This window comes from Rhodococcus sp. NPDC006774, assembly GCF_040636045.1.
Classification (GTDB): Bacteria; Actinomycetota; Actinomycetes; order Mycobacteriales; family Mycobacteriaceae; genus Rhodococcoides.
The window spans coordinates 53197-77109 of the sequence record NZ_JBEYIW010000003.1 but is presented as its reverse complement, the minus strand read 5'-3'; the positions used below and the strand labels follow the sequence as shown (position 1 = coordinate 77109).

General features: G+C 65.7%; 21 protein-coding genes. 2 read left to right on the top strand and 19 right to left on the bottom strand.

All coding sequences use genetic code 11. The annotated features are described in order from the left end of the window. Positions 1–90: 90 nt before the first annotated feature. The gene (gene rpsT, locus ABZ677_RS05735; protein WP_027497522.1) at positions 91–351 is read left to right on the top strand and encodes a 30S ribosomal protein S20; all 261 of its coding nucleotides are present in this window, start codon (positions 91–93) and stop codon (positions 349–351) included. An 81-nt stretch (positions 352–432) separates the two neighbouring features. Here rpsT and holA read toward each other — a convergent pair whose 3' ends face one another. The 11 genes from holA to ABZ677_RS05680 all read right to left on the bottom strand — a co-directional run bounded on the left by holA (position 433) and on the right by ABZ677_RS05680 (position 11103). After that, on the bottom strand, positions 433–1407 hold the full coding sequence (gene holA, locus ABZ677_RS05730; RefSeq protein ID WP_082323756.1) for a DNA polymerase III subunit delta: 975 nt from the start codon (positions 1405–1407) through the stop codon (positions 433–435). 52 nt (positions 1408–1459) lie between these two features. Beyond that, on the bottom strand, positions 1460–3052 hold the full coding sequence (locus tag ABZ677_RS05725; RefSeq protein WP_358367333.1) for a ComEC/Rec2 family competence protein: 1593 nt from the start codon (positions 3050–3052) through the stop codon (positions 1460–1462). Then, a complete protein-coding gene (locus ABZ677_RS05720; protein WP_358367330.1) occupies positions 3049–3933 on the bottom strand; it encodes a ComEA family DNA-binding protein in 885 nt (294 codons plus the stop codon). The genes ABZ677_RS05725 and ABZ677_RS05720 overlap by 4 nt, the downstream gene beginning before the upstream one ends. A 109-nt stretch (positions 3934–4042) precedes the next feature. Then, a complete protein-coding gene (locus ABZ677_RS05715; RefSeq protein WP_358367327.1) occupies positions 4043–4891 on the bottom strand; it encodes a DegV family protein in 849 nt (282 codons plus the stop codon). Continuing rightward, positions 4888–5634 (bottom strand): diglucosylglycerate octanoyltransferase, encoded by a 747-nt coding sequence (gene octT / locus ABZ677_RS05710; RefSeq protein ID WP_037193095.1) that lies wholly within the window; start codon positions 5632–5634, stop codon positions 4888–4890. Before octT ends, ABZ677_RS05715 begins: the two co-directional genes overlap by 4 nt. Next, positions 5621–6274: a histidine phosphatase family protein gene (locus ABZ677_RS05705; RefSeq protein ID WP_358367324.1), complete on the bottom strand. Its 654-nt coding sequence runs from the start codon at positions 6272–6274 to the stop codon at positions 5621–5623. Before ABZ677_RS05705 ends, octT begins: the two co-directional genes overlap by 14 nt. Further along, positions 6271–6663: a ribosome silencing factor gene (rsfS, locus tag ABZ677_RS05700; RefSeq protein ID WP_037193100.1), complete on the bottom strand. Its 393-nt coding sequence runs from the start codon at positions 6661–6663 to the stop codon at positions 6271–6273. The genes ABZ677_RS05705 and rsfS overlap by 4 nt, the downstream gene beginning before the upstream one ends. Next, positions 6660–7382: a nicotinate-nucleotide adenylyltransferase gene (gene nadD / locus ABZ677_RS05695; protein ID WP_255138616.1), complete on the bottom strand. Its 723-nt coding sequence runs from the start codon at positions 7380–7382 to the stop codon at positions 6660–6662. The genes rsfS and nadD overlap by 4 nt, the downstream gene beginning before the upstream one ends. A gap of 98 nt (positions 7383–7480) precedes the next feature. After that, complete coding sequence (locus ABZ677_RS05690; RefSeq protein WP_358367320.1) at positions 7481–8896, bottom strand: VWA domain-containing protein; 1416 nt, start codon at positions 8894–8896, stop codon at positions 7481–7483. A gap of 1 nt (position 8897) precedes the next feature. Beyond that, a complete protein-coding gene (locus ABZ677_RS05685) occupies positions 8898–9779 on the bottom strand; it encodes a MoxR family ATPase (protein ID WP_037193103.1) in 882 nt (293 codons plus the stop codon). A 46-nt stretch (positions 9780–9825) separates the two neighbouring features. After that, on the bottom strand, positions 9826–11103 hold the full coding sequence (locus tag ABZ677_RS05680; RefSeq protein ID WP_094741686.1) for a glutamate-5-semialdehyde dehydrogenase: 1278 nt from the start codon (positions 11101–11103) through the stop codon (positions 9826–9828). Positions 11104–11215: 112 nt separating this feature from the next. On the opposite strand from ABZ677_RS05680, the gene ABZ677_RS05675 reads away from it, so the two are divergent. Further along, the gene (locus ABZ677_RS05675; protein ID WP_358367316.1) at positions 11216–12343 is read left to right on the top strand and encodes an NADH:flavin oxidoreductase/NADH oxidase; all 1128 of its coding nucleotides are present in this window, start codon (positions 11216–11218) and stop codon (positions 12341–12343) included. An 8-nt stretch (positions 12344–12351) separates the two neighbouring features. Here ABZ677_RS05675 and ABZ677_RS05670 read toward each other — a convergent pair whose 3' ends face one another. The 8 genes from ABZ677_RS05670 to ABZ677_RS05635 all read right to left on the bottom strand — a co-directional run bounded on the left by ABZ677_RS05670 (position 12352) and on the right by ABZ677_RS05635 (position 23888). After that, positions 12352–13311, bottom strand: coding sequence for a D-2-hydroxyacid dehydrogenase (locus tag ABZ677_RS05670; protein ID WP_358367314.1), 960 nt, complete (start codon positions 13309–13311; stop codon positions 12352–12354). A 2-nt stretch (positions 13312–13313) separates the two neighbouring features. After that, entirely contained in the window at positions 13314–14744 is a 1431-nt protein-coding gene (locus ABZ677_RS05665; RefSeq protein WP_358367311.1) for an MFS transporter, read from the bottom strand. A 114-nt stretch (positions 14745–14858) separates the two neighbouring features. Further along, positions 14859–16055, bottom strand: coding sequence for a M20 family metallopeptidase (locus tag ABZ677_RS05660; RefSeq protein WP_358367308.1), 1197 nt, complete (start codon positions 16053–16055; stop codon positions 14859–14861). Then, a complete protein-coding gene (locus ABZ677_RS05655) occupies positions 16052–17416 on the bottom strand; it encodes a PLP-dependent aminotransferase family protein (protein ID WP_256986563.1) in 1365 nt (454 codons plus the stop codon). Before ABZ677_RS05655 ends, ABZ677_RS05660 begins: the two co-directional genes overlap by 4 nt. After that, the gene (locus tag ABZ677_RS05650) at positions 17413–18627 is read right to left on the bottom strand and encodes a Xaa-Pro peptidase family protein (protein ID WP_255138617.1); all 1215 of its coding nucleotides are present in this window, start codon (positions 18625–18627) and stop codon (positions 17413–17415) included. Before ABZ677_RS05650 ends, ABZ677_RS05655 begins: the two co-directional genes overlap by 4 nt. A 186-nt stretch (positions 18628–18813) precedes the next feature. Continuing rightward, on the bottom strand, positions 18814–19527 hold the full coding sequence (locus ABZ677_RS05645) for a GntR family transcriptional regulator (RefSeq protein ID WP_230596347.1): 714 nt from the start codon (positions 19525–19527) through the stop codon (positions 18814–18816). A 15-nt stretch (positions 19528–19542) separates the two neighbouring features. Continuing rightward, complete coding sequence (locus ABZ677_RS05640; RefSeq protein ID WP_037193114.1) at positions 19543–21018, bottom strand: NAD-dependent succinate-semialdehyde dehydrogenase; 1476 nt, start codon at positions 21016–21018, stop codon at positions 19543–19545. After that, positions 21015–23888, bottom strand: coding sequence for an FAD-binding and (Fe-S)-binding domain-containing protein (locus ABZ677_RS05635; protein ID WP_358367805.1), 2874 nt, complete (start codon positions 23886–23888; stop codon positions 21015–21017). Before ABZ677_RS05635 ends, ABZ677_RS05640 begins: the two co-directional genes overlap by 4 nt. Between the last annotated feature and the right edge of the window lie 25 nt (positions 23889–23913).

Genomic DNA, 23913 nt, shown 5'->3' with positions numbered 1-23913 from the left:
CAGGGCTCCAACGCTCAGCAGCAGACTTCGGGCATTCCAGCATGGATCGCCCTGACCGGAATACCGACGAAGACGACAAGGATTTTACGCGTGGCCAATATCAAGTCCCAGAAGAAGCGGATTCTCACCAACGAGCGTGCACGCCTGCGCAACCAGTCGGTGAAGTCCTCGCTTCGTACCGTCATCCGCTCGTTCCGCGAGGCACAGGCTGCGGGCGACAAGGACAAGGCTTCCGAGATTCTTCTCGATGCAGGCCGCAAGCTCGACAAGGCAGCCAGCAAGGGCGTCATCCACAAGAACCAGGCAGCCAACAAGAAGTCGGCACTGGCTCTCGCAGTCAACAAGCTCTGATACATCACTGAGCTCGATCGAGCCCGCCGCATCCGACCAGGATGCGGCGGGCTTTTTCGTGCTCTCTGCACTCTGCCGACGTCACCTACCCAGTGATGCGACCTCGGCCACTGCTCTCTCCACCGCGTAGTCAGCATCCGCTGCTTGACCTTTGACGTCGGCATTGAGCTGCGCGACAACGCGCAGCGCCTGTGCGATCGATCGGCCGTTCCAGCCGCGCGCCTGACCCTGCGCCTTCTTGATCTTCCACGGCGGCATACCCAGCTCCCCTGCCATTCGGAAGGGGTCGCCGCGGCCCGCCGAGCCCACCAGCGCAATGGTGCGAACGGCATCGGCCAACGCGTCGGCGAGCAGCACGTGCGCCACGCCCCGGTGCATCGCCCAACGTAGAGCCTCCAGAGCGCCGGCACGGTCACCGATCACTGCTTTGTCCGCGACGTCGAATCCGGAGACCTCGGCCTTGCCGGAGTAGTAGCGACGCACCGCGGCGAGGTCCACCTTGCCGCCGGTGTCGGAGACCAATTGCGAACACGCCGAGGCAAGTTCACGAAGTTCGTTGCCGACGGACTCGACGACCGCCTCGATGACGTCGCCGCTCACCCGGACGTCTGCGGTACGAAATTCTCCGCGGACGAAGTCGATGCGTTCGGCGGGCTTGGTGAGCTTGGCGCACTCGTGCACCTGTGCTCCGCATTTCTGCAATGCACCGACCATCGCCTTGGCCCGGCCGCCGCCGGAGTGCATAACCACCACCACAGCACCCTCGGGCGGATCGGTAGCGGCGTCGAGTACCAGCGCGGCAGCGTCCTTGCCTGCCTCGGCTGCGGCCTCGAGCACGAGAACACGGTCCTCGGCGAACAGCGAGGGACTGAGCAGTTCGGCGAGTTCCGGGGCACTGGCATCACCGGTGCGCAACCGCGTGACCGGCAGATCCTCCCCCGGAATCGCAGCATTCGCACGCACCTGAGCCACGATCGCGGCTACCGCGCGATCCATCAGAAGTTCCTCGTCGCCGAGAACCAGATGCAGAGGAGCCACACTCGAAGTCACGACCATGATCGTGCCATGCGTGGCCGACACTGCGACCATCCGCTCGAAGTCCGAGCACTCACCACAGAACGTGCGCCGTCCACAATGCGAGTGCCGCCAGGGCCACCGCCGCGGCCACCCACCGGAACACGATGAAACGCAGGGCCGTCAGCAGGGCGGCAGTCGACAACGCTGCCAACGCTGCGCCCCGGACGCCGTCGGGGACCACAACGCCCGCTACCGGCACCGACGCAGCCTCCTCCGCCACCGCGATCAACCACCACAGTGGTGCGGACGCCAGCTGCGCCACCACTTCCGCGAGCGACCCGCTGACGGTGGCGATCACTGCTGTGACGATCCCCACCACCGTGATCGGAGCGACGACCGGTGCCGCCAACACATTCGCTGCGACGCCCACCACGCTGAACGTTCCGGTCATGGCCGCGACCACCGGTGCCGTCACCGCGTGTGCCGCCGCTGCGACCGCCACCACCTCCGCTGCCGCCCTCGGCCACCCACGTGCGCGAAGCCAGTCGACCCAGATCGGAGCGACGAGCACGAGCCCCGCGGTGGCGAACACCGACAGTACGAATCCGACATCCACCGCCAGCCTCGGCCACCACGCGAGCAAACCCAACACCGCGCCGCACAGCGCCGGAACCGCCTGCCTTCGTCGGCCGGTGACCAACGCCACCAGACCGATCGACCCCATCACTGCCGCCCGCACCACACTCGGCGACGGCCGGGCCACGATCACGAAGGCCACGAGTACGACGAACGCCACCGCGACCGTTGCGCGGGGACCGATTCCGATTCCTCGCAGCACCAACAGAACCGCCCCGATCACGATGGAGAAATTTGCGCCCGACACAGCTGTCAAATGCGTCAGCCCGGCCGCCCGGAAGTTCTCGGTGACCGTCTCGTCCAACCGGGAAACGTCCCCGACCACGAGACCGGGTAGCAGACCTGCACGATCCGGTGGCATCGAATTCTGCGCAACCGCAGCCAGATTCGACCGGAAGGTGCCGGCGGTAGCAGAGATCGCCCCGGGCTCGTTCACGGTGACGGGCGGACCCGAAGTGCGGATGACGGCCACGCTCATGTCCGGTCGAAGCGGCACACCGAGCCTGCCCCGCACGGTGACCTCCTGGCCCGGCAGCAATGCCGACCAACTCGATTCCGGGGCGATGATCGACACCCGTCCGCCCACGTACAGCGCCTCACCGCCGACGTCCACGCGAGTCATCTCGGCCTTCGTCATCACCATCGAGGGCCCGGCCGACAACAGCAGGCGTGGATCCTCCTCCAGCCGCACCGACGCGGTCACCCACGCCCGGTTCTCCGCCGCCGCAGCGACGGGATGTTCTGCCAACGAGCGCATCTGGAGCCAGGTCGCTCCCCCGAAGCACAACGCCAGCACGATCACCGCGACCGCACCGGACCGACTCGGCCCCGGCCAGGCGTGCCGAATCGCCAACCCGTGCAGTGCTACTGCGACGACCAGCACCACCGCAACCGCCGACGCGGTGGCAGCGAGGGCAGCACCGGGTCCTCCGCGAATTCCGATCGCGGTGATCGACCAGCACACCGCAGCGGCCGGAACCAGACGCACATCGAACGGCAGACGATCCTCGGTCTGCGGCGCACCGGCCGACGCGGTATCGGTGGTCACCCGACATGCACCAGGTCTCGGATCTTCGCCAGTCTGCCGGGCCCGATACCGTCCACCTCGGACAGCTGATCCACAGTTGAGAAGCGGCCATTGATCTCTCGCCAACCGACGATCGAGGTTGCGGTGACCGGCCCGACCCCGGGCAACGCGTCCAGTTCCGCGACGGTCGCGGCATTGAGGTCCACCGTCCCGCCGGGCGCGGAACCTCCGACACCGGCCGGTGCGCCGTCGCTACCGCCTGTCGATGTGCCGACTTCGGATGTCGTACTGCTCACCGGTGGAGCTGCCTCCGGCGGCACGACTCCGACGACGATCTGATCACCGTCGGCGACTCGCGCGGCCATGTTCAGCGCCAGCAAGTCGGCACCCTCGACTGCGCCACCTGCCGCGGCCACGGCGTCGGCGACTCGCGAACCCGGTTGCAGCCGAACCAATCCGGGGCGCGTCACGAGTCCGACGACGCTCACCACGAGTTCGCCCTCGGCGCTCGGACCAGAATCGACTGCGTCGTCGGTATCCACCGTTCCATCGGTATCCACCGTGTCGGTCGCGACCACAGCGAGCGGCGGCGCAGGTGCCGGAGTCGGTGCGTCTCGAAACACCGCGAATCCCGCCACCAGCACGACGAAGACCCCGGCCGCCGCCATCGCCACTGCCCCCTGTTTCCCCGGGTCGACGCGGGCAGATCGCCACCGCGATGGCAGCAGGGTCGACCACGGGGTGCCGGTTCGTTGTGCTTCCGGCAGCAGCCAATCCGGTTCTGTGGACCCGGCGTCGGATCGCGAATCCTCGGGCCCGACGCGATCGTGGGCGGAATCGTGTTGTCTGCGCACGGAGTTCAATCGCGCCACCGTGTGCGCCCGATCGTCGTTGCCGCCCATGCTCGAGGACGCTAGTGCCCGCGATCGGTTCACTCACCGACGAACGCAGGTCGCCGATTGCCCTGTGTACAAACCCTGAGGCTGTGGATCGACCGAGGACTCGACCCGACTATCGGCGTCCCGGAGCCACGACCACACCGACCGCGCCGGGGCCGACATGAGCGCCGAGAACGGCGCCGAAGGGGTAGACGTCGATGCTGGTCGAGTGCGGAATTCGGGAGGCCAGCATCGCGGCTACGTCCTCGGCTCGCTCCGGGCACTGCATGTGGTGCACCGCGAGCGCAACCCCCGATTCGTCACCGACCTCGGTCGCGGCAACGACGGCGGCGTCGACCAGCTTGTTCAGCGCCTTGGACGAGGTCCGCGCCTTCTCCTTCAACACCAGTTTGCCGTCGCTGATGTGCAGCACCGGCTTCATGGCCAGTGCAGTGCCGAGCAAGGCCGCGGCTGCGCCGATTCGGCCTCCCCGTCGCAGGTGGTCGAGTCGGTCGACGACGATGAAGCATCTCGACGCCGTCGACGCGGCGACGGCGTCGCGGTACACCTCGTCCAGTTCTGCTCCCCCGGCGGCCGTGTCCGCCGCGGCCAGCACCGCGAAGCCGAGTCCCATTCCGGCCGAGGCGGAATCGACGACTCGGACGGCCGAGCCCACGTGCTCTGCGGCCTGGCGGGCTGCCTCCCACGTGCTCGACAGTCCCCGGGAGATGTGCAAGGCCACCACACCGGCACCTCGGCTGCGTTCGAGCGTCGCGGCATAGACCTCGGTCAGCTCGCCCGGAGAGGCCCCCGCGGTGGTCACCGGCTTGCCCGAGGTGGACTGCTCGGGAATGTCGTCGACGCCCTCGCGATGGTCGATCCCGTCGACCAGCACATGCAGTGGCACCATCGCAATCCCTCGCTCGGCAGCGAGTGTGGCCGGCAGGCAGGACGAGGAGTCGGTGACGACGGCGACGGTCATGGCAATTCGGTCGACGTTCCGGCGGCGACGGGTCGCAGGACCTCCAGCATCGCGTCGGCGACCGCGATGTGGGCGTCCCATCCCCAGTGGATGCCGTCGGGGTTCGCGTTCTCGGACTCGATGTTCGGTCGTACGGCGTCGGCGAGGTCGACCATCGGGACGTTCCTGTCCGCGCTCCAGGCACGCAGCGCGCGAACGGCTGGTTCGCGACCCGAGTGCACCTTGCCGTAGGCATCGCAGCGGTGCACGGACGGATAGGTACCGATGACGGGAAGTTCGGGACGCACGTACGCCAGTGCCGCGCGGGTCTGTTCAAGATACTCGACGCTGAGCCGTGGCGGCAGTGCCACGGGCCAACCGAGATGCGACAGAACAGGTTGTACCGCTTGGTATCCCGCGCGAACCACGCGCCGGAGGGCAGGCGGTCGGACGTATCTGATCTGCTCCCGGAGCGCAGTCGGCAACGGCGACGGGAGTGAATCCATGCCGCCGATTCCGAGCACGACGGCACCGGCACGGGGAATGACTGCCCACACTCGCGGGTCCTGGGTCAGAGCCCACCACGCGTCCCGACTCGTCCAGCCGATCCGCGCAACCAACTCGACCGTCCAACCGAGTTCCGCCGCAACGAGATTGGGCCAGAGCCGCGGGTCGTCGACGGGTAGGCCGCCCTCGGGTCCGTAGTAGCTCAACGAGTCCGCGAGCACGAGCAGCGCGGGTCGCGCCGTCTCAGAGGACGTCACTGGCCACCCGCGCCGAGGCGTTCCACACGTCCAGTCGCCAGGACGGGTTCTCGCCGGGTCCGTGCGCACCGAGCTGAACCCAGCTGGTGTTCGCGAGGCCTCCGAGCACCGGCCAGCGATCGGTCGGCAGATCGAGCAGCGCGGCGGTCAGTGCCGCGATCAGACCTCCGTGTGCGACGAGGACGAGCGGGCGCTCGTTGCCGTCGGCACCCCACTCGGGGACGCCTGCCGCGAGTTCACGAACCAGCGGCACACTGCGTCGGGCGACGTCGATGCGACTCTCCCCACCGGGTGGGGCGATGGTGGCGTCGGCGCGCCAGGCCGGCCGTGCACCGGGGGCGATGTCGTCGACCTCGGTGTGGGTAAGTCCCTGCCACTGACCGAGATGGGTCTCGCGCAGACGCTCGTCCACCGACACCGCCATGCCGGCTGCATCTCCGAGCGCGTTCGCGGTGTCCAGCGCGCGCCGCAGATCCGACGAGACGATCTTGATCGGCTCACGCGTCGCCAGTTCGGCGGCGGCCGTCTTCGCCTGACTGCGGCCGAGTTCGGACAGATCGGTGTCGAGCTGACCCTGCATGCGGTCGGTGGCGTTGTATTCCGTCTGACCGTGCCGAAGCAGGATGAGCCGTCTGATCATTGCTCCGATTCCGGAGCCGCCGGATGCTGGCCGAGACCGGGAACCTCGATGGTCGGGCAGTCCTTCCACAACCGCTCGAGTGCATAGAAGTTCCGCTCTTCGTTGTGCTGAACGTGCACGACGATGTCGGAGTAGTCCAACAGCGCCCAACGGCCTTCTCTGGTGCCCTCGCGGCGGACCGGCTTGTGTCCGGCCTCACGCAGCTGATCCTCGATGTTCTCCACGATCGCGTTGACCTGACGCTCGTTCGGCGCAGAGGCGATGACGAAGCAATCGGTGATGTAGAGCTGATCGGACACGTCGAGAATCACCACGTCGCCGGCCAGTTTGTCGTCGGCTGCGAGCGCGGCGATCCGCGCCATCTCGGCGGCTTCGGCTGTTGCAGTCACTTCGGTGTACTCCCACTCGTATGGCTCGGGTTCGCGGTCATTGCGCTGGTGACCGACCCTGCCGGTTGCTTCTTCTGGGGCGCTGGTTCCGACATGGTGACGGATCCGTCGAGACGCTGAGCGCCTCGTGGTCTGTAGAGATTCCTCTTCGAGATGTATTGCACGACGCCATCCGGTACGAGGTACCAGACCGGCCGATTCTCACCGGCTCGAAGTCGACAGTCCGTCGACGATATCGCGAGTGCCGGGATTTCCATCAATGTGAGAGTGTCCGCGGGCAACGATCGAAGGTGGTTGGCGAGATGTTCGACGCCGAGCTCGAACCCGGGACGTGAGACACCGACGAACTTGGCGAGCTCGAACAGCTCCTCCCAGTTCTGCCACGTGAGGATCGACTCGAGCGCGTCCGCCCCGGTGATGAAGTACAGCTCGGCATTGGGATGCTGCGATCGCAGATCACGCAGTGTGTCGACCGTGTAGGTCGACTTCTCCCGATCCACATCGACTCGGCTGACCGAGAAACGCGGATTGGACGCCGTCGCGATGACGGTCATCAGGTAGCGATCCTCTGCCGGACTGACCGACTTGCCTTCCTTCTGCCACGGGTTTCCGGTCGGGACGAAGATGACCTCGTCCAGGCCGAACTTGTTCGCCACTTCGCTGGCTGCGACGAGGTGCCCGTGGTGAATCGGGTCGAAGGTGCCACCCATCACGCCCAAACGGCGGACGGGCTGCCCACCGGTGTCGTCGCCGGAGTCGGATTCGCGCTGCACAACCGCCGATTCTACGTCCGAGGTGCCGCTGGGCGTCACACGCCTCACACCGGCAGCAAACGCGAGACCACGGTGGCGAGCTGCTGAGCCGATCGGCACTCGTGCATCGCGATCACGTCGGAGTACACCTTGGCCGCCGAATCGCCGGAACCCCACTGCGATTTCGGTTCGGGATTGAGCCAGTACGCATGCTTGGCGACCGACACGATGTGCGCCAACGCGGGCAGCTTCGGTTCGCGGTAATTGGTGCGGGCGTCACCGAGAATCAGCACCGAGCTGCGACTGGTGACCGCATGCGCGTACTTCTCGTCGAACGTCGTCAATGCATGGCCGTAGTCCGAGTGTCCGTCGTACGTCACGAGATCGGACTCGCGGATGATGCGGCTCATCGCGGCTCCGAGGTCGGAACCGGAATCGAAGAATTGGGTGACCTCGTCGGTGGAATCGATGAACGCGAAGATGCGTACGCGCGAGAACTGCTCTCGCAGTGCGTGCACCAACAGCAGAGTGAAATTGCTGAATCCTGCCACCGACCCCGATACATCGCACAGCACAACCAGTTCGGGGCGTGCCCGCCGAGGCTTGCGTTCGACCAGATCGATCGGGATGCCGCCGGTGGACATCGACTTGCGCAACGTCCGACGCAGGTCGATGGAGCCGTGCCTGCTTCGGCTGCGCCGCACCGCGAGTCGCGATGCCAACAATCGGGCAAGTGGTGTGACGTTGCGTCGCAGCGCCGCCATCTCCGTGTCCGAGGCCCGCAGGAAATCGACTTCCTCCGCGAGCTTGGGCACCCCGTAGCTCGCTACTCGCTCACGGCCCAGCTTTTCTGCCGACCGACGCCTCGTCTCGCTCTCGATCATCTTGCGCAGGTCCGCGATACGTTGCGCTGCAGTGCGTTTGGCAACCTCGGACTCGTAGTCGTCGGTGGGACGATCGGGTGCGTCGTCGCTGCGCCCGAGCAATCCGTCGAGAATCTTGCGCAGCAAGGTTTCGGGCGCAACGTCGCGCAGCGCCTGATATGCCGAGAACGACGGCCCGTTGGAGGACTTGTACTGTCCGAGCTCCTCGACCATCTGCGCCGCCAGCATCCGGGTCAACTCCGCGGCCTCGGCCGAATCGTCCGAGAGCAGATCCACCAACAGCTCGCGGAGCGCATCGATGTCGACGTCGCCGGCGTCGGTGCGCGGCAGCGCGGTATCGATCTGCCCCGAGTCCCTGGTGCCCGATGCCACCGGAAACCACAGGTCGAACAGGGCGTCGAACACTCCGCGATGCGTCGGACGGCGCAGCAGCGCACAGGCCAGACCCTCGCGAACGGCTTCTCGATCGAGCAGATCGAGAACCGACAGGACGCGTCCGGCATCGACCGTCTCCGACGGCCCCACCGAAATTCCACGCCGACGCAGTGCGTCGACGAAACCGACGAGGTGACCGGGAATTCCGTGTGGGGCCTGCATGTCAGTTGAGCCGGAGTTCGGCTGCTGCACGGACCTGGTCCGACTGATGCTTGAGCACCACACCGAGTGTGGAGCGAACCGCATCGTCGTCGAGGGTGTCCATACCGAGCGCCAACAGAGTGCGTCCCCAGTCGATGGTCTCGGCCACCGAGGGCAACTTCTTGAGCTGCATCGCGCGCAGTACCCGCACGGTCTTGATCATCTGCTCGGCGATGGCCTCGGGCAGTTCGGGAACCCTGCTGGCGAGAATCCGGCGCTCGAGATCGGCGTCGGGAAAATCGAGGTGCAGGAACAGGCAGCGGCGCTTGAGGGCCTCGGACAGTTCACGAGTGGCGTTGGAGGTGAGCACCACGAACGGCGTCCGCTCGGCCACGATCGTGCCGAGTTCTGGAATGGTGATCGCGAAGTCGCTGAGTACCTCGAGCAGCAGTCCTTCGATCTCGACGTCGGCCTTGTCGGTCTCGTCGATGAGCAGAACCGTGGGATCGGTCCGGCGAATGGCCTGCAGTAGCGGGCGCGCCAGCAGGAACTCCTCGGAGAACACGTCCAGCTTGGTCGAGTCCCAATCGGCAGCGGTGCCGGACTGGATGCGCAGGATCTGCTTGGCGTGGTTCCACTCGTACAACGCACGGGCCTCGTCGACACCCTCGTAGCACTGCAGCCGCACCAGCTCGGCCCCGGTCGTCTGCGCGACGGCGCGGGCCAGCTCGGTCTTGCCGACTCCCGCCGGCCCTTCGATCAGCAGCGGCTTGCCGAGGCGATCGGCGAGAAACACCGAGGTGGCGGTGGCCTTGTCGGCCAGATAGCCCGTCTCGGCCAGGCGCCTCTGGACGTCGTCCACGCTGGCGAACAGCGGGGGTGTCGTCGGTAGGGCACGATCCATGTCACAGCTCCTGATGATCGGGTCTGGCCGGGTACTGCGAGGGGTGTCAGTCTCGGACGTGTCCGTCGCCCCACACGGTCCACTTGGTCGAGGTCAATTCGGGCAAGCCCATGGGTCCACGCGCATGCAGCTTCTGAGTCGAGATGCCGATCTCGGCTCCGAAGCCGAACTGCTCGCCGTCGGTGAACGCCGTGGAGGCGTTGACCATGACCGCGGACGCATCGACCCGCTGGGTGAACTCACGCGCGGCCCGGATGTCGGCGGCGACGATCGCCTCGGTGTGGCCGGTGCCGTATCGGTCGATGTGCTCGATCGCCTCGTCGATGCCGTCCACCACCTTCAGCGCGATGTCGAGTGAGAGGTACTCCTGCGACCAGTCCTCGTCGTGTGCAGGCACGAGCCCGGGCAGGTCCCCGTGCACCGTGACGCTGTGCATCTGGAATGCCTGGAGCAACCGCGGAACCATGGTCTCGGCGATCGCAGCGTCGACCAGCACGGTCTCGGCGGCGTTGCAGACGCTGACTCGACGGGTCTTGGCGTTGAGCACGATCTTCTCGGCCGTGTCCGGATCGGCAGAGGAATGGATGTACACGTGGCAGTTTCCGACGCCGGTCTCGATGGTCGGGACCGTGGCGTCGCGCACGACCGCAGCGATCAGACCCGCTCCACCGCGCGGGATCACCACGTCCACCAGTCCGCGGGCCTGAATGAGGTGGGTGACCGTGGCACGGTCGGCACTCCCCAGAAGCTGCACCGCCGCCTCGGGCAGACCGTGTTCGCGCAACGCTCCCTGCAGTGCCTCGACCAACGCCGCATTGGACTGTGCCGCCGACGACGAACCGCGAAGGAGCACCGCGTTGCCGGACTTGAACGCGAGGCCGAACGCGTCGACGGTGACGTTGGGCCGAGCCTCGTAGACCATGCCGACGACTCCGAGCGGAACTCTCAGTTGCCGAATCTCGAGCCCGTTGGGCAACGTCGAACCGCGAATGATCTCGCCGATCGGATCGGGCAACCCGGCCACCTGCCGCAACCCGGCCGCGATGCCGTCGATGCGCGACGCAGTCAGCCGTAGACGGTCCAGCAGCCCCTCATCGGTACCGGCCGCTCGCGCGTTCTCGATGTCGACTGCGTTCGCGGCGAGTACCGACTCCGCCGCAGCGACCACAGCGTCTGCCGCGGCATGCAGCGCAGCGTCCTTCTCTGCGGTCGTCAGCAGTGCGAGCGCCCGTGATGCGGTGCGCGCTCGGCGCGCTGCGGCGTGCACGTTCTCGCGCTCGTCGGCTGTCGTGGTCACCGGTTCGGCCGAGACGGAAGCTGTCATGAACTACACACTAATAGGGGCCGGGAATGAGCGGCATCGCCGCGTCGTTGCAGCACAGCGTGAAGATCGTCGACCGACCGTCGATGCTGCCCGAAGACCGGAGGAACCACTTGTGAGTGTCCTGTTCGAGCCTCTGACCCTGCGCACTGTCACCTTCCCGAATCGGGTGTGGATGGCACCGATGTGCCAGTACTCGGCCGACGAGGCGGGCGACGATGTCGGCGTCGCGGGCGACTGGCATCGCACCCACCTGGTGAGCCGGGCGATCGGCGGTGCCGGACTGATCATCACCGAAGCCACCGCAGTGAGCCCCGAGGGCCGCATCAGCCCGTCGGACCTGGGCATCTGGAACGACACCCAGGCCGATGCATTGGCGAAGATCGTCGCCGAGATCTCGTCCTTCGGAACCGTCCCGGGCATCCAGCTCGCTCACGCGGGGCGCAAAGCCTCGACCGCTGCTCCCTGGCTGGGTGGCAAGTCCTTGCCTGCCGATGACTCCCGAAGCTGGGAGACCGTCGGCCCGTCGGCAGTGGCATTCGGTGACTACGCGACCCCACGAGAGGCGACGGCCGAGGACATCGCGAAGATCGTCGAGGACTTCCGTACTGCCGCGCAGCGCGCAGTGAAAGCAGGGTTCCAGGTAGCCGAGATCCACGGTGCGCACGGCTACCTGTTGCACCAATTCCTGTCTCCTGCCAGCAACACCCGTACCGACTCGTACGGCGGGGATTTCGCGGGCCGCACGCGTCTGCTGATCGAGGTCGTCGACGCCGTGCGTGAGGTGTGGCCTGCAGAGCTGCCGGTCTTCGTACGACTGTCGGCGACGGATTGGCTCGACGAACCCGAGAACAGCGAGAACGCTGGAAACACAGCCGAATTGGAGGCCCCGAGCTGGACGTCGGATCAGACTGTTGCGTTGTCGCAGATCCTCACCGAACACGGAGTGGATCTGGTCGATACCTCGACCGGAGGTAACGTGCACGCCAAGATTCCGGTCGGTCCCGGCTACCAGGTTCCGTTCGCACGGCGAATCCAGAACGAGACCACGATGCCCGCCGCTGCGGTCGGCATGATCACCGAACCCAAGCAGGCCGAGGAGATCGTCTCACAGGGCGAGGCAACGGCCGTGCTGCTGGCACGCGAGCTGCTGCGTGATCCGTACTGGCCACGGCGCGCCGCCCGCGAACTCGGCGTCGAGATGCTCCCGGCCGTGGCACAGCAGTACGAGCGGGCCTACTGAGTCTCCGCTCAGGTCGGCACGAAGCCGAGTTTCTTGTCCACGACATTGCGCAGCGGTTCGCCTCGGAAATGCCGAAGTGCGTTGTCCACGAACAGCTCTGCGAGCCGTTGCTTCCACCCCGAGGCATCGCCGCTCATGTGCGGTGTGACGATCACGTTCTCGGCCGTCCACAACGGATGGTCGGCCGAGAGCGGTTCTGTCTCGAACACATCGAGTGCGGCACCTGCGATGTGCCCGGTTGCCAGGTGTGCCAGCAGTGCCTCGGTGTCGAGCAACTCACCGCGGCCCACGTTCACGACGCGTGAACCGGGTTTCATCGCGGCCAGCACCGAATCGTCGACCATTCCCCTCGTCAGATCGGTCAGCGGGGCGACCAGCACCAGGTAGTCGGCCCGAGATACCTCGGACGCCAGATCGGCACTGGCATGAACGGTGCCGAAATCTCGGTCGCCCTCTCGTGCCGTCCTGCCCACACCCGAGACGGACATTCCCACCGCTGTCAGCAGGCTCGCGATGGCGCGGCCGATCGCACCGGTACCCACGATCATCGCGTGGGCACCGTCGATGCGCCGGGTCTCGCGGTGCTGCCAGACCTTCGAATGTTGCAGTGCGCGCGAACGTTCGGAGTCCTTGGCGAACGCCAGAATCTGGGCCAGCACGAACTCCGCGATCGGTCGGTCGAACACTCCCCGCGAATTGGTCACGATCACATCGGAATCGACCAGGTCGTCGAACATCAACGAGTCGACGCCTGCGGCGGCGATGTGGATCCATTTCAGCGAGCCGCAGCGCGGCCACGCCGATTCGACTGCGGGAGAGAAGAAATCCCACAGCAGCAACGCGTCGGCACCGTCGACCGCATCGCCGAGGGTATCGGCGGTGGCGTACCGGACGTCGGCGACCTCCGCAACGGAGTCGAGTCCGTCGGGAAGATCGCCGGCGTGCAGAACGACGAGAACCGGCGCCACTGCTACTTCTTCTTGTATCCGACGAGCTCGACGCCGGACGCCGCAACCTCGTCGTCGTTGTCACCGGGGCACTGGGTTCCGCGCAACGAGCGCCCAGCCGTTTCCGGCATCAGCAGAATCGGCACGAAGGCGATGGCAGCCGCGATCATCATGTACCAACCCGGAATCAGGTTCGATCCGGTTCGATCGATGAGGAACGTGAGGATCAGCGGAGCAGTACCGCCGAAGAGCGCCGTCGAGACGTTGTATCCGATGGCGAACGCTCCGTAGCGCACCTGAGTGGGGAACAGCGCGGGCAGGGTCGACGACACACAGGAGCACATGATGACCAGCAACACTCCGAGACCGAGGAGGCCGATGCTCTGGCCGATCAATCCGGTGTTGATGATCAGCAGGAACAGCGGAACGCTGAACACGAAGTACCCGACACAGGCAGCCAGCAGCAACGGCTTTCGGCCCACCCGGTCGGATAGAGCGCCGATCGGGTTGATGATCGCCATCATGATAATCATGATGGCCACGAGGGTGAAGTTGGACTGAGTCGTGCTGTGCCCCAACGTGTCGCTGAGATACGACGGCAGGAACGTCAGCACGGTGTAGTACGCGATGTTGAGCAGCAACACGAATCCCATCAGGATCAGGATCCGCTGCCAGTACGTCATGGTGGCCTTGAGTGAGGTGACGGCTCCGCCTGCACCCTCTTCGACCGTGCCGCCGTCTTCCTTGGCCTCGGCGAATACCGGTGAATCCTCGAGCCGGGTCCGCAGCCACAGTGCAACGATGCCCAACGGGAGCGTCACCAGGAACGGGATTCGCCAGCCCCAGGCCTCCATGGTCTCGTCGCCGAGCCCGACGTTGAGCAGGGTGCACAGGGTGGCACCGCCCACGGTTCCTGCGAGGGTGCCGAATTCGAGGAACGATCCGAAGAATCCGCGGCGTTTGTCGGGCGCGTATTCGGCCATGAACACTGCTGCGCCACCGTACTCACCACCGGTGGAGAAGCCCTGCACCAATCGGCAGACGAGCAGCAGTAACGGTGCGGCGATGCCGATGGTGTCGAATGTGGGCAGCACACCGATCGTCGCCGTGGCCAACGTCATCATCGAGACGGTCAGTACCAGGACCTTCTGACGCCCGATGCGGTCGCCGAGTGGGCCGAGCACGATGCCGCCGATGGGACGAATGATGAACGACGCGGCCAGCACGGCGAAGGTGGAGAGCAGGCTCGCTCCCCCGTCCTCGGACGGGAAGAAGTTTGCGGCGATGTACACGGCCAGGTAGCCGTACACCGCGTAGTCGAACCACTCCACGGCGTTACCGAGAGCGGATCCGCCGATGGCGCGATGCAGAACCTTGGTCTCGTCCGGGCTCAGAGTGTCGGTGCTCGGGGGATATCCGGTCGGCGATCCTGCCGACCCTGATTTTTCGGTCACGGTCGAAATACCTCTCGCTTTTGTGGACAAAGTGGAGCGTCGGTGTGGTACTTCGCAGCGTTCGACATTACGGCGATGCAGAACATGGGTTTCGGCCAACCCCCTCGGGCAGCGCTAAAGTCCTGGTAGTGCAGCAATTCTGGTGGCGATCAATGCGTACGTCCTTGCGCTGTCGGTCAATTGCCGCACGGCGACGGACTCGTCCGGCCGATGTGCTTGTTCTTCGATCTCCCCCGGACCGAGCACGACGGTGGGTATTCCCATCTGCTGTGCCACAAAACCACCATCGCACGATGCCGTCCAGATGTCAGTGGAACGGCCAAATCCGCTGTCGATAACCGATTGCACTGCGGTAGTGACCAATCCGTTGTTCACGCTGGTCAGAAAGCCCGGCATTTCCATCGCGATACCGATGTCGACGTCGATACCGGACCCGGTGAGTTCCGCAGATTCGATGCGTGCCCGCAGATCGCCGACGACGCCGGCGGCACTTTCGCCGGGTAACAAACGGCGGTCGACGGTGACGACACACCGATCGGCGACCATCGAAGTGCCCGTTCCTCCCGCTATCGTCCCCACATTCCAGGTGGCCGGACCCAGTTCGGGGTCGGGGTTCGCGTCCAGCTCGGCCTGGGAGCCCTCGATGATTCCGATGATGCGTGCTGCAGCAGAGATGGCGTTCGCTCCGTTGCGTGGCTGACCCGCATGCGCGGATCGGCCACGAACCTCGATCTCGAGGTTCGTCGCGCCTCGGCATCCGACGATGGTGACCAGGTCCGTCGGCTCTGCCACCACGCAACAGCTGTAATTCCGTTGCGACGACGCGGCGACGAACGCTCGGATACCGAGACCGGTGTCCTCCTCGTCGACCAGACACGCCAAGGTCATCGGATACTCGTCCGCGAGACCGGCACGGTGCACTGCGGTCATCGCCGCAACCACTGCGGCCAGGCCGCCTTTCATGTCACAGGCCCCGCGGCCGATGATCCGGCCGTCTCGAACCACGGCGGAGAAGGGATCGGTGGTCCAGCCCGACCCCGCCGGAACCACGTCGGAGTGACCGACGAACAGAACTCCCGGCCGCTCGTCGGATCCGATGGACACGATGACGTTGGGCCGGCCCGGAGCCACCTCGACGGTCCGAACGTCGAATCCCAGTGCCCGACAGTGCTCGGCGAGCACCTTCGCAGTATTTTCCTCCGTGTCTCCTGGGTTCTCGCCGCCGGCGTCGATCAATGCCGCAGTCAGAGAGACGATCTCGTGCTCGTCGATCGAACCGAGAAGAGCGCGTTCGGAAGTCGAAACGGTCATCGGGTGGGATCGGAGGCGAGCAGGTGCTTGGACTTCTCCACCGCGGCCGCCAGTCGTCGGATTCCCTCGTCGATGCGTTCGGGCGTCGACGAGGCGAAGCACAGCCGCAACGAATCGTGGAACTTCCCACCCACCGACAACGCCGGCCCGGGTATGTAGGCAACGCCCTCGGCCAGCGCCGTCTCGAACAGGTCCTGCGTCGAGAAGTCGACGTCGTTGCCGCGCAACGTGGCCCAGAGAAAGAACCCTCCCTCGGGGTCCGTTGTCGACATCGACTCGCCGAAGTATTTTTCGATGCTGTTCTGCATCGCGACCTTGCGGGGCAGGTACACCGAGGCCAACGATCTAAGATGCTCGTCGAGCAGGCCGCGCCGAATGTACTCGGCCACCATCCGCTGACCGGGCAGATTGGTGCACGTGTCCATGGCCTGTTTGGCGTTGACGATCAACTGCCGTGCCTCGGGCGCAGCGTCAACCCACCCCACTCGCAGGCCAGGGGCGATCATCTTGGAGAAGGTCCGCACCGAGAAGATCAACGGGTCGTTGGGACTGAGCGTGCCGAAACTGGGAATCGGATCACCCGAGAAGCGGAGTAGACCGTACGGATCGTCGTCCAGAATCACCGATCCCCACGTGTGCGCCAGCTCGATGAGCAGCCGACGACGCTCGAGCGACAGGGTGACCCCGGACGGGTTCTGGAAGTTGGGGATCACGTAGATCATCTTCGGCACTCGACCCGCACGCTCGACGAGCTCGGGCAACGCCTCGACGATGAGACCGTCACTGTCCATCGGGGCCTCGAGAATGTCGCCTCCGTAGCTGAGCACGGTGGCGGTTCCGTTGGTGTACGTGGGACTTTCGACGATCACCAGGTCGCCCGGATCGATGAACAGCTTGCATGCGATGTCGAGACCCTGCATCCCGCCGGAGGTGATCACCACCCGCTCCTCCGTCGTGGGTTCACCCACCGAATCGAGATAGGTGAGCAACGCGTCGAGCAAGCCCGGATCGCCCTCGGTGGCACCGTAATCGAACGCGTCCGCGGTGAGCACGCTGCCGGCGATGTCGGTGAACGCAGCGGCCGGAACCGTCTCGGCGGCAGGAGATCCCATTGCGAATCGAACGATGTCGTGCTTCTGTGCAGCGAGCAGCGATGTCGAGGAATCGATCACCGACCCCACCAGCTTGTCGGTCCGCAGGGCCCAGGGAATGGCAGGAGTGGAGCCTGCGGAACGACTCGGTGTGGCAGGAGTGGAGCCTGCGGAACGACTTTGGGTGGCAGGAGTGGAGCCTGCGGAACGACCCTTCGTGGCAGGAGTGGAGCCTGCGGAACGACCCTTCGTTGATGCGGTCATGCTCACTCCTTCGTCAGTAGTTCTCGGGGGTATGCGGTGAAGGTTTCGAGGCCGTTGTCGGTGACGCGAACGGCTTCGGATACCTCGTATCCGTAGTCGTCCATCCACATTCCGCCGATGATGTGGAAGGTCATGTTCTCGGCGAGCACCGTCTCGTCGTCGGTGCGCAGGCTCACGGTGCGCTCACCCCAGTCGGGTGCGTAGGCGATGCCGATCGAGTAACCGATGCGTGACGGTTTGTGCAGTCCGTGCTTGGCCAGGCTGGTGTTCCACACCTGCGCCAGCTCGGTGGCTGTGACGCCTGCCCGTACGGTTGCGAGCACGTCGTTCAATGCTTCCCCGGTGGACTTGGCGAGGTAATCCAAACGCGGACTGGGCTTTCCGAGCACGATCGTGCGTGCCATCGGGATGTGGTAGCGGCGAAACACTCCGGCCAGTTCGACGACGGTGGTCTCGCCCCGCACGAAGGGTTGATGCGACCAGGTCAGGTGTGGGGTGTCGGCTCCGGCACCGGTGGGCAGCATCGGGACGATGGCCGGATGGTCGCCGCCGAAGTCCTCGGTGCCGCGCACCTGTGCGTTCATGATGGCTGCGGCCGCGTCGCACTGCCGCTCACCGACCGAGATCGACTGGTACGCAGCCGACATGGCCGACTCGCAGACTTTCGCAGCACCGCGCATCAGGGCGATCTCCGCGGGCGACTTGACCACTCGGACCCAGTTGATGAGCTCGTAGGAGTCGGTGAATCGGTATTCGGGCAGCGACTTCACCAGAGCCTCGAATGCCTTGGGGCTGAAGTAGTACGAGTCCATCTCCAGACCCACCTGGCCGTGCTCGAAGTTGTTCACCAGCCCCAGTTCGCGCAGCTTCGCGGCGACCCAGACGAATGGGTGAGTGTCCTTGCGCTGCACGAACGTTTCGGGGTAGCCGAACGTCCGATCCTGCGGCAGCCACGATGTGCGAAACGCACCGTTGGCGTCCATCTCGCGGGCGAAGAAGTACATCTCTCCCTCGAGCGGGACGTACAGCATCTGCGGGGTGTAGAACGAGAGCGCGTTGTACCCGAGCAGGTAGTAGAGGTTCGCGGGATCGGTGACGATGAGTGCGGTGAGGTTCTGCGCTGCCATCCGCTCTCGGACGGCAGCGAGCCGGGCTGCGTACTCCTCGTCGGTGAACGTGATCGGCGTGCTGTTCGGGACATCGGGGTATCGAGCCAGGCCGGGAGCGGCCCGTCCTGCGGTTTCGTCGGGTCCTAGTGCGGTGACGTAGGCGGCGTCGGGTGAGTCGTTCACGGGCACCCCCTTCAATGAGGTCGGTTTAGTAGATTGTTGACAATCAGGCTAGGCGCTGGCGTGAGAGGTTCGCAAGACTTCGGATGTAAATGCTGTGTTGCAGACCGGCGACTATCCCGGAGTGGCCAGTGCCGAGTGTTCGGCCTGCTCCTCGTCCATGGCACGAGTCAGGTCGTGGATGGCGGTGTCCATGTGCTCGTGTACGCCCTTTTCCAGTGCGTCCCAATCCGAACCGAGCAACAGGTCGACGATCAGCTGGTGTTCCTCCACCAACGCCTCCGGCCGGTAGTACGCGGTTTCGAGGTTGGCCATGCAGATACGCGCCTCCGCAGCGAGTGTGGCGTACATCCGCGACATTCGGCTGTTGCGCGTCGCCGCGACCAGTGCGGTGTGAAACGCCAGATCCCGTTCGGCAAGACCTCGCCAATCCGCCCGATCGATGAACGGCTGCATCTGCATCACGATGGCCGAGAGCTCGTCGGCGGCCGACACCAGGCGCGCACGATCACCGTGCACCAGAGTCCATGCGGCACCGACCTCGATCGCCGCGCGGGATTCGTAGATCTCGGTGACATCCTCACTGCTCAGCTCGACGACGAACACGCCTCTGTTTCGGTAGCTGACGAGCAGCCCCTCTTGATTGAGGCGCTGCAGCGCCTCCCGCACCGGTCCCCGCGAGATCTCGAGTTCCGCGGCGACGTTGGCCTCGTTGATCTGCTCACCGGGGGCGTAGGACCCGTCGATGATGCGGTCGCGAATCTGGTCGGCAATGACCATCGACGTGTTGCGTGCGTCGATGGGCGTCAGTCGTCTCGAACTGGGCATGATCGAAAACCTCTCTCAGCCTCGGGGAATGGCGAAGTATTTGTACTCCAGAAACTCGTCTATGCCGACTTTTCCGCCCTCACGGCCGAGTCCGGACTGTTTGACGCCACCGAACGGCGCAGCCGGATTGGACACCAGACCCGTGTTGAGGCCGACCATGCCCACCTCGAGGCGCTCCCCCATCCGCAGAGCCCGGTCGATGTCCTGGGTGAAGACATATCCGACGAGTCCCCATTCGGTGTCGTTCGCGAGGGCGATCACCTCGTCCTCGGTATCGAACGGGACGATTGCTGCCACCGGTCCGAAGATTTCCTGTGACATCAGATCCGACGCCGAATCGACGTCCGTGAGGACCGTCGGCGGGTAGAAGTATCCGGGTCCGTCCGGGGCCACTCCCCCGACGATCGCACGCGCGCCGCGCCCCAGGGCGTCGTCGACGAGTGTCTGCACCTTGGTGCGGCCTGCGTCGTCGATCAGCGGACCCACCTCGGTACCGTGCGCACTACCGGCCCCCACCGACAACGCACCCATGCGCTCGGCGAGCTTGTCCGCGAACTGCGCTGTCACACTTCGATGTACGAAGAATCGGTTAGCGGCGGTGCATGCCTCACCCATGTTGCGCATCTTGGCGACCATCGCACCGTCCACGGCGCGTGCGAGATCTGCATCGTCCATGACGATGAAGGGTGCGTTGCCGCCGAGCTCCATCGAGGTACGCATCACCGTCGATGCAGCCTGTTCCAGCAGAATCTTGCCCACCGCAGTCGATCCGGTGAAGCTGATCTTGCGGGCCGCCCCGCTGCTCATCCACGAGCCCACGACACCCGACGCATCGGTGGTGGTCACGACATTGACCACTCCCGCCGGGACCCCCGCGTCGTGCAGGATTCCCGCCAGAGCCAGTGCTGTCAGCGGCGTCTGCTCGGCCGGCTTGAACACCACGGTGCAGCCTGCGGCCAGTGCCGGGCCGATCTTGCGAGTTCCCATGGCCAGCGGGAAGTTCCACGGAGTGACGAGGATGCACGGTCCCACCGGTGCGCGGGTGACCACGATCCGGTTCTTCCCGTCTCCGGTGAGGGTGTGATCGCCCGAGATGCGGACCGCCTCCTCGGAGAACCAGCGAAAGAACTCGGCACCGTACGCCACCTCACCACGAGCGTCGGCCAGCGGCTTTCCCATTTCCGCGGTGATGATCGCAGCGAGCTCCTCCGACCGCGCCATGATCAATTCGTATGCTGTGCGGAGGATTTCGCTGCGCGCACGCGGCGGCATCGCGGCCCAGTCGGCGGCGGCGTCGACCGCTGCGGCCATGGCCTTCTCGGCATCGTCGATGCTGCCGTCGGCGACGCCGGCGATGACCTCGCCGCTGGCGGGATCGATGACATCGAACCGGGCATCGGATGCTGCGGCTGTCCACTCGCCTCCGATGAACAGTTCGGTCGGAGCAGTGATAGTGGGGCGAGTGAGGCCGGTGGTCGAACTGGCGGTCATGTCCGCGGTCCTTTCGTCGAACGTGGATCGAGTATCTGCGCCAGGTGTACGGACGCATCGCTGGTCAGGTCACCGGTGAGTTGACGCACCTGCATGTGGCAGGAGAATCCGTCGGTCAGAATCGGAGTGTCTGGCTCGGCATCACGCAGTGCAGGCGCCAGGGCCTGTTCTGCGACGGCCATGCTGAGCTCGTAGTGCCGAGACTCGAAGCCGAAATTGCCTGCCACGCCGCAGCACCCGGTGGCCTCGCGCACCGCCTCGATACCGACGGCCGCCAACGCCGTGCGCTGAGTGGCGTTGCCGAACACCGCGTATTCGTGGCAGTGGGTCTGTACTGTCACCGAATCGGGAACCTCGGCCGAGGGCACCCACCCGGCGGCGGCCTGATCGATCACCGCGCCGGCGAAACTCTGTACCCGCGCGGCGACCCGTCTCGCGGCCGCAGTGGGAACCAGCTCCGGCATGTCCTTGCGGAACGCCGCCGCGCAGCTCGGTTCGGTGACCACGATCGGTCGGTCGGTGCCGTCGTCCAGTGCGGCAACGGCTTTCGTGAGGTGCTTGCGGGCGGCCTTCAGCTGGCCCGTCGAAATCCAGGTCAGACCACAGCACACGTCGGTCCGGCATTCGGTGCTGCGACCGGAATCCTCGAGCACGCGTTGCGCCGCGCCCGCGACCTCGGGGCGAAAGCCCTGGGTGAACGTGTCGACGACCAACACCACGTCCGCGGCGCGGCCTCCGCCGATCCTGATTTCGTGAGCCAGTTCCTTCGCCGACGCGAAGCGCGGCAACGGCCGCTCGGTGGTCAGCCCACCGAGTCGAGCCGCCAGGGCCGCGATGCGCGGGGTGAGCAGACGGTTGAGCAGCGGTGCCGTTCGCTGCGTCACCTTCAGCCAGCGGGGCAACCAGCCGAGCGAATAGTGCGAGAGCGGTCGCAGTCGCCCCGCATAGTGATGATCGAGGAACTCGGACTTGTACGTCGCCATGTCAACTCCGACCGGACAATCCGACGAACAGGCCTTGCAGGACAGGCACAGATCGAGCGATTCGGCCACGTCTTTCGAGGCCCATCCGTCGGCAACGGTCGGCGAGCTGCGCACCATCTCCTGCAGCACTCGCGCCCGGCCCCGCGTCGAATCCTTCTCGTCGCCGGTCGCGCGGAAACTGGGGCACATGACGCCTCCCGACGCTGTGCGGCACTTGCCGACGCCGACACACGACTGAGTCGCGTGCACGAACGGATCCAGATCCGCCCGGGTTCCGATCTGGTGCAGATCGAAGGTCGTCTTCCATTCCCGCTGCGGGATGCCCTGCAGCATGAGGTTGTCCATCATCGGTTCCGGATCGGTGATCGACCCCGGGTTGAGAATCCCGCGGGGATCCCAGATGCGCTTGAACCGCGCGAACGCGTCGAGCATGCGGGGTGAGTACATCACCGGCAGCAGTTCCGAACGAGCCCTGCCGTCGCCGTGCTCGCCGGACAGGCTGCCGCCGTGCTTGACGACCACACGCGCGGCGGCGCGCAGGAAGTCGTACATCACCCGTCGCCCGGCGTCCGTGCGCTGATCGAACGTGATGCGCACGTGCATGCAGCCGGCACCGAAGTGCCCGTACATCACGCCGGTCAGATCGTGTTCGGCCAGAAGCACGTTGAGGTCGGCAAGATAGGCGGACAGGTTCTCGGGTGCGACCGCCGCGTCCTCCCAGCCACCCCAGGACTCCACCCCGCTCGACAGGCGGGTCGCCAGGCCTGCACCGTCTTCGCGTACTCGCCACAGCGCTGTTCGATCGGCCGGGTCGGTGACGATACGGCCTTCCTTCACGCGTCCGAGACGACCGAGCGCCTGGAGCAGACGGGCGGCCTTGTTCTCCACCTCGGCGGTATCGGCTCCGTCGAGGTCGACGTAGAGCCACGCGTTCCCGGCCGGCAGCCCGCGGACGGAGTCCGGTCCGCGCCGATACTCCATCGTCTGGGCGATGTTGTCGTCGATACCCTCCACCGCAGCAGGCGAGAACTCGAGTATGGCCGTCACGTCGGCCGCCGCAGCGACCACGTCGTCGTAGCCGAGGCAGAGCAACAGTGCAGCCGACGGAACGGGCACGACGGCAACGGTGACCGAGACGATCACCGCGCACGTGCCCTCGCTTCCGACGAGTGCACGGGCGACGTCGAATCCGTTCTCGGGCAACAGATGCGACAGGTGAAAACCGGACACCTGTCGCGGTATGCGGCCCAGTTCGACTCTGAAGAGAGCGAGGTTGTCCGCCGCAAGCGAGTGCAATTCGCGCGAGATACGTTCGGCGGCATCGGTTGCTGCCGAATCATCCGAATGCACTGCCTCCACACCGCTACGGGTCACGCGAAGAAGGTGCCCGTCGGCGGTGACCACGTCCATGGCCACCGTGTGGTCGGCTGTTCGTCCGTAGCGCACCGAGTGATTGCCGCACGCGTCGTTGCCGACAGCCCCGCCTACCGTCGCGCGTGTCTTGCTGGACGGGTCGGGCGCGAATGTGAACGACCCCGACGTCCGGGCCACCAGCTCACGTTGCAACTCCGAGATCACGATTCCCGGTTCCACCACCGCCGTCCGCGAGTCGGTGTCCACCGAGATCACGCGATTCATGTGGAGGGAGAAGTCGAGCACGATTCCGCGGCCGATCGCGTTGCCCGCCATGGACGTTCCGCCGCCGCGGCCGATGACTGCGACTCCAGCGGCCCCGCACAGCGACATCACTGCGACGACGTCGTCGGCGCTGCGTGGGAAGACCACGGCCGCAGGCGGAATTCGGTAGTTCGAGGCGTCGTAGGAGTACTCGGCGAGCCGCCGGGACGAGTCGTCGATCTCGATGCCCAACTCCTGCACTCGCTGCACGAGTGCGGAGACGGGAGACCGAACG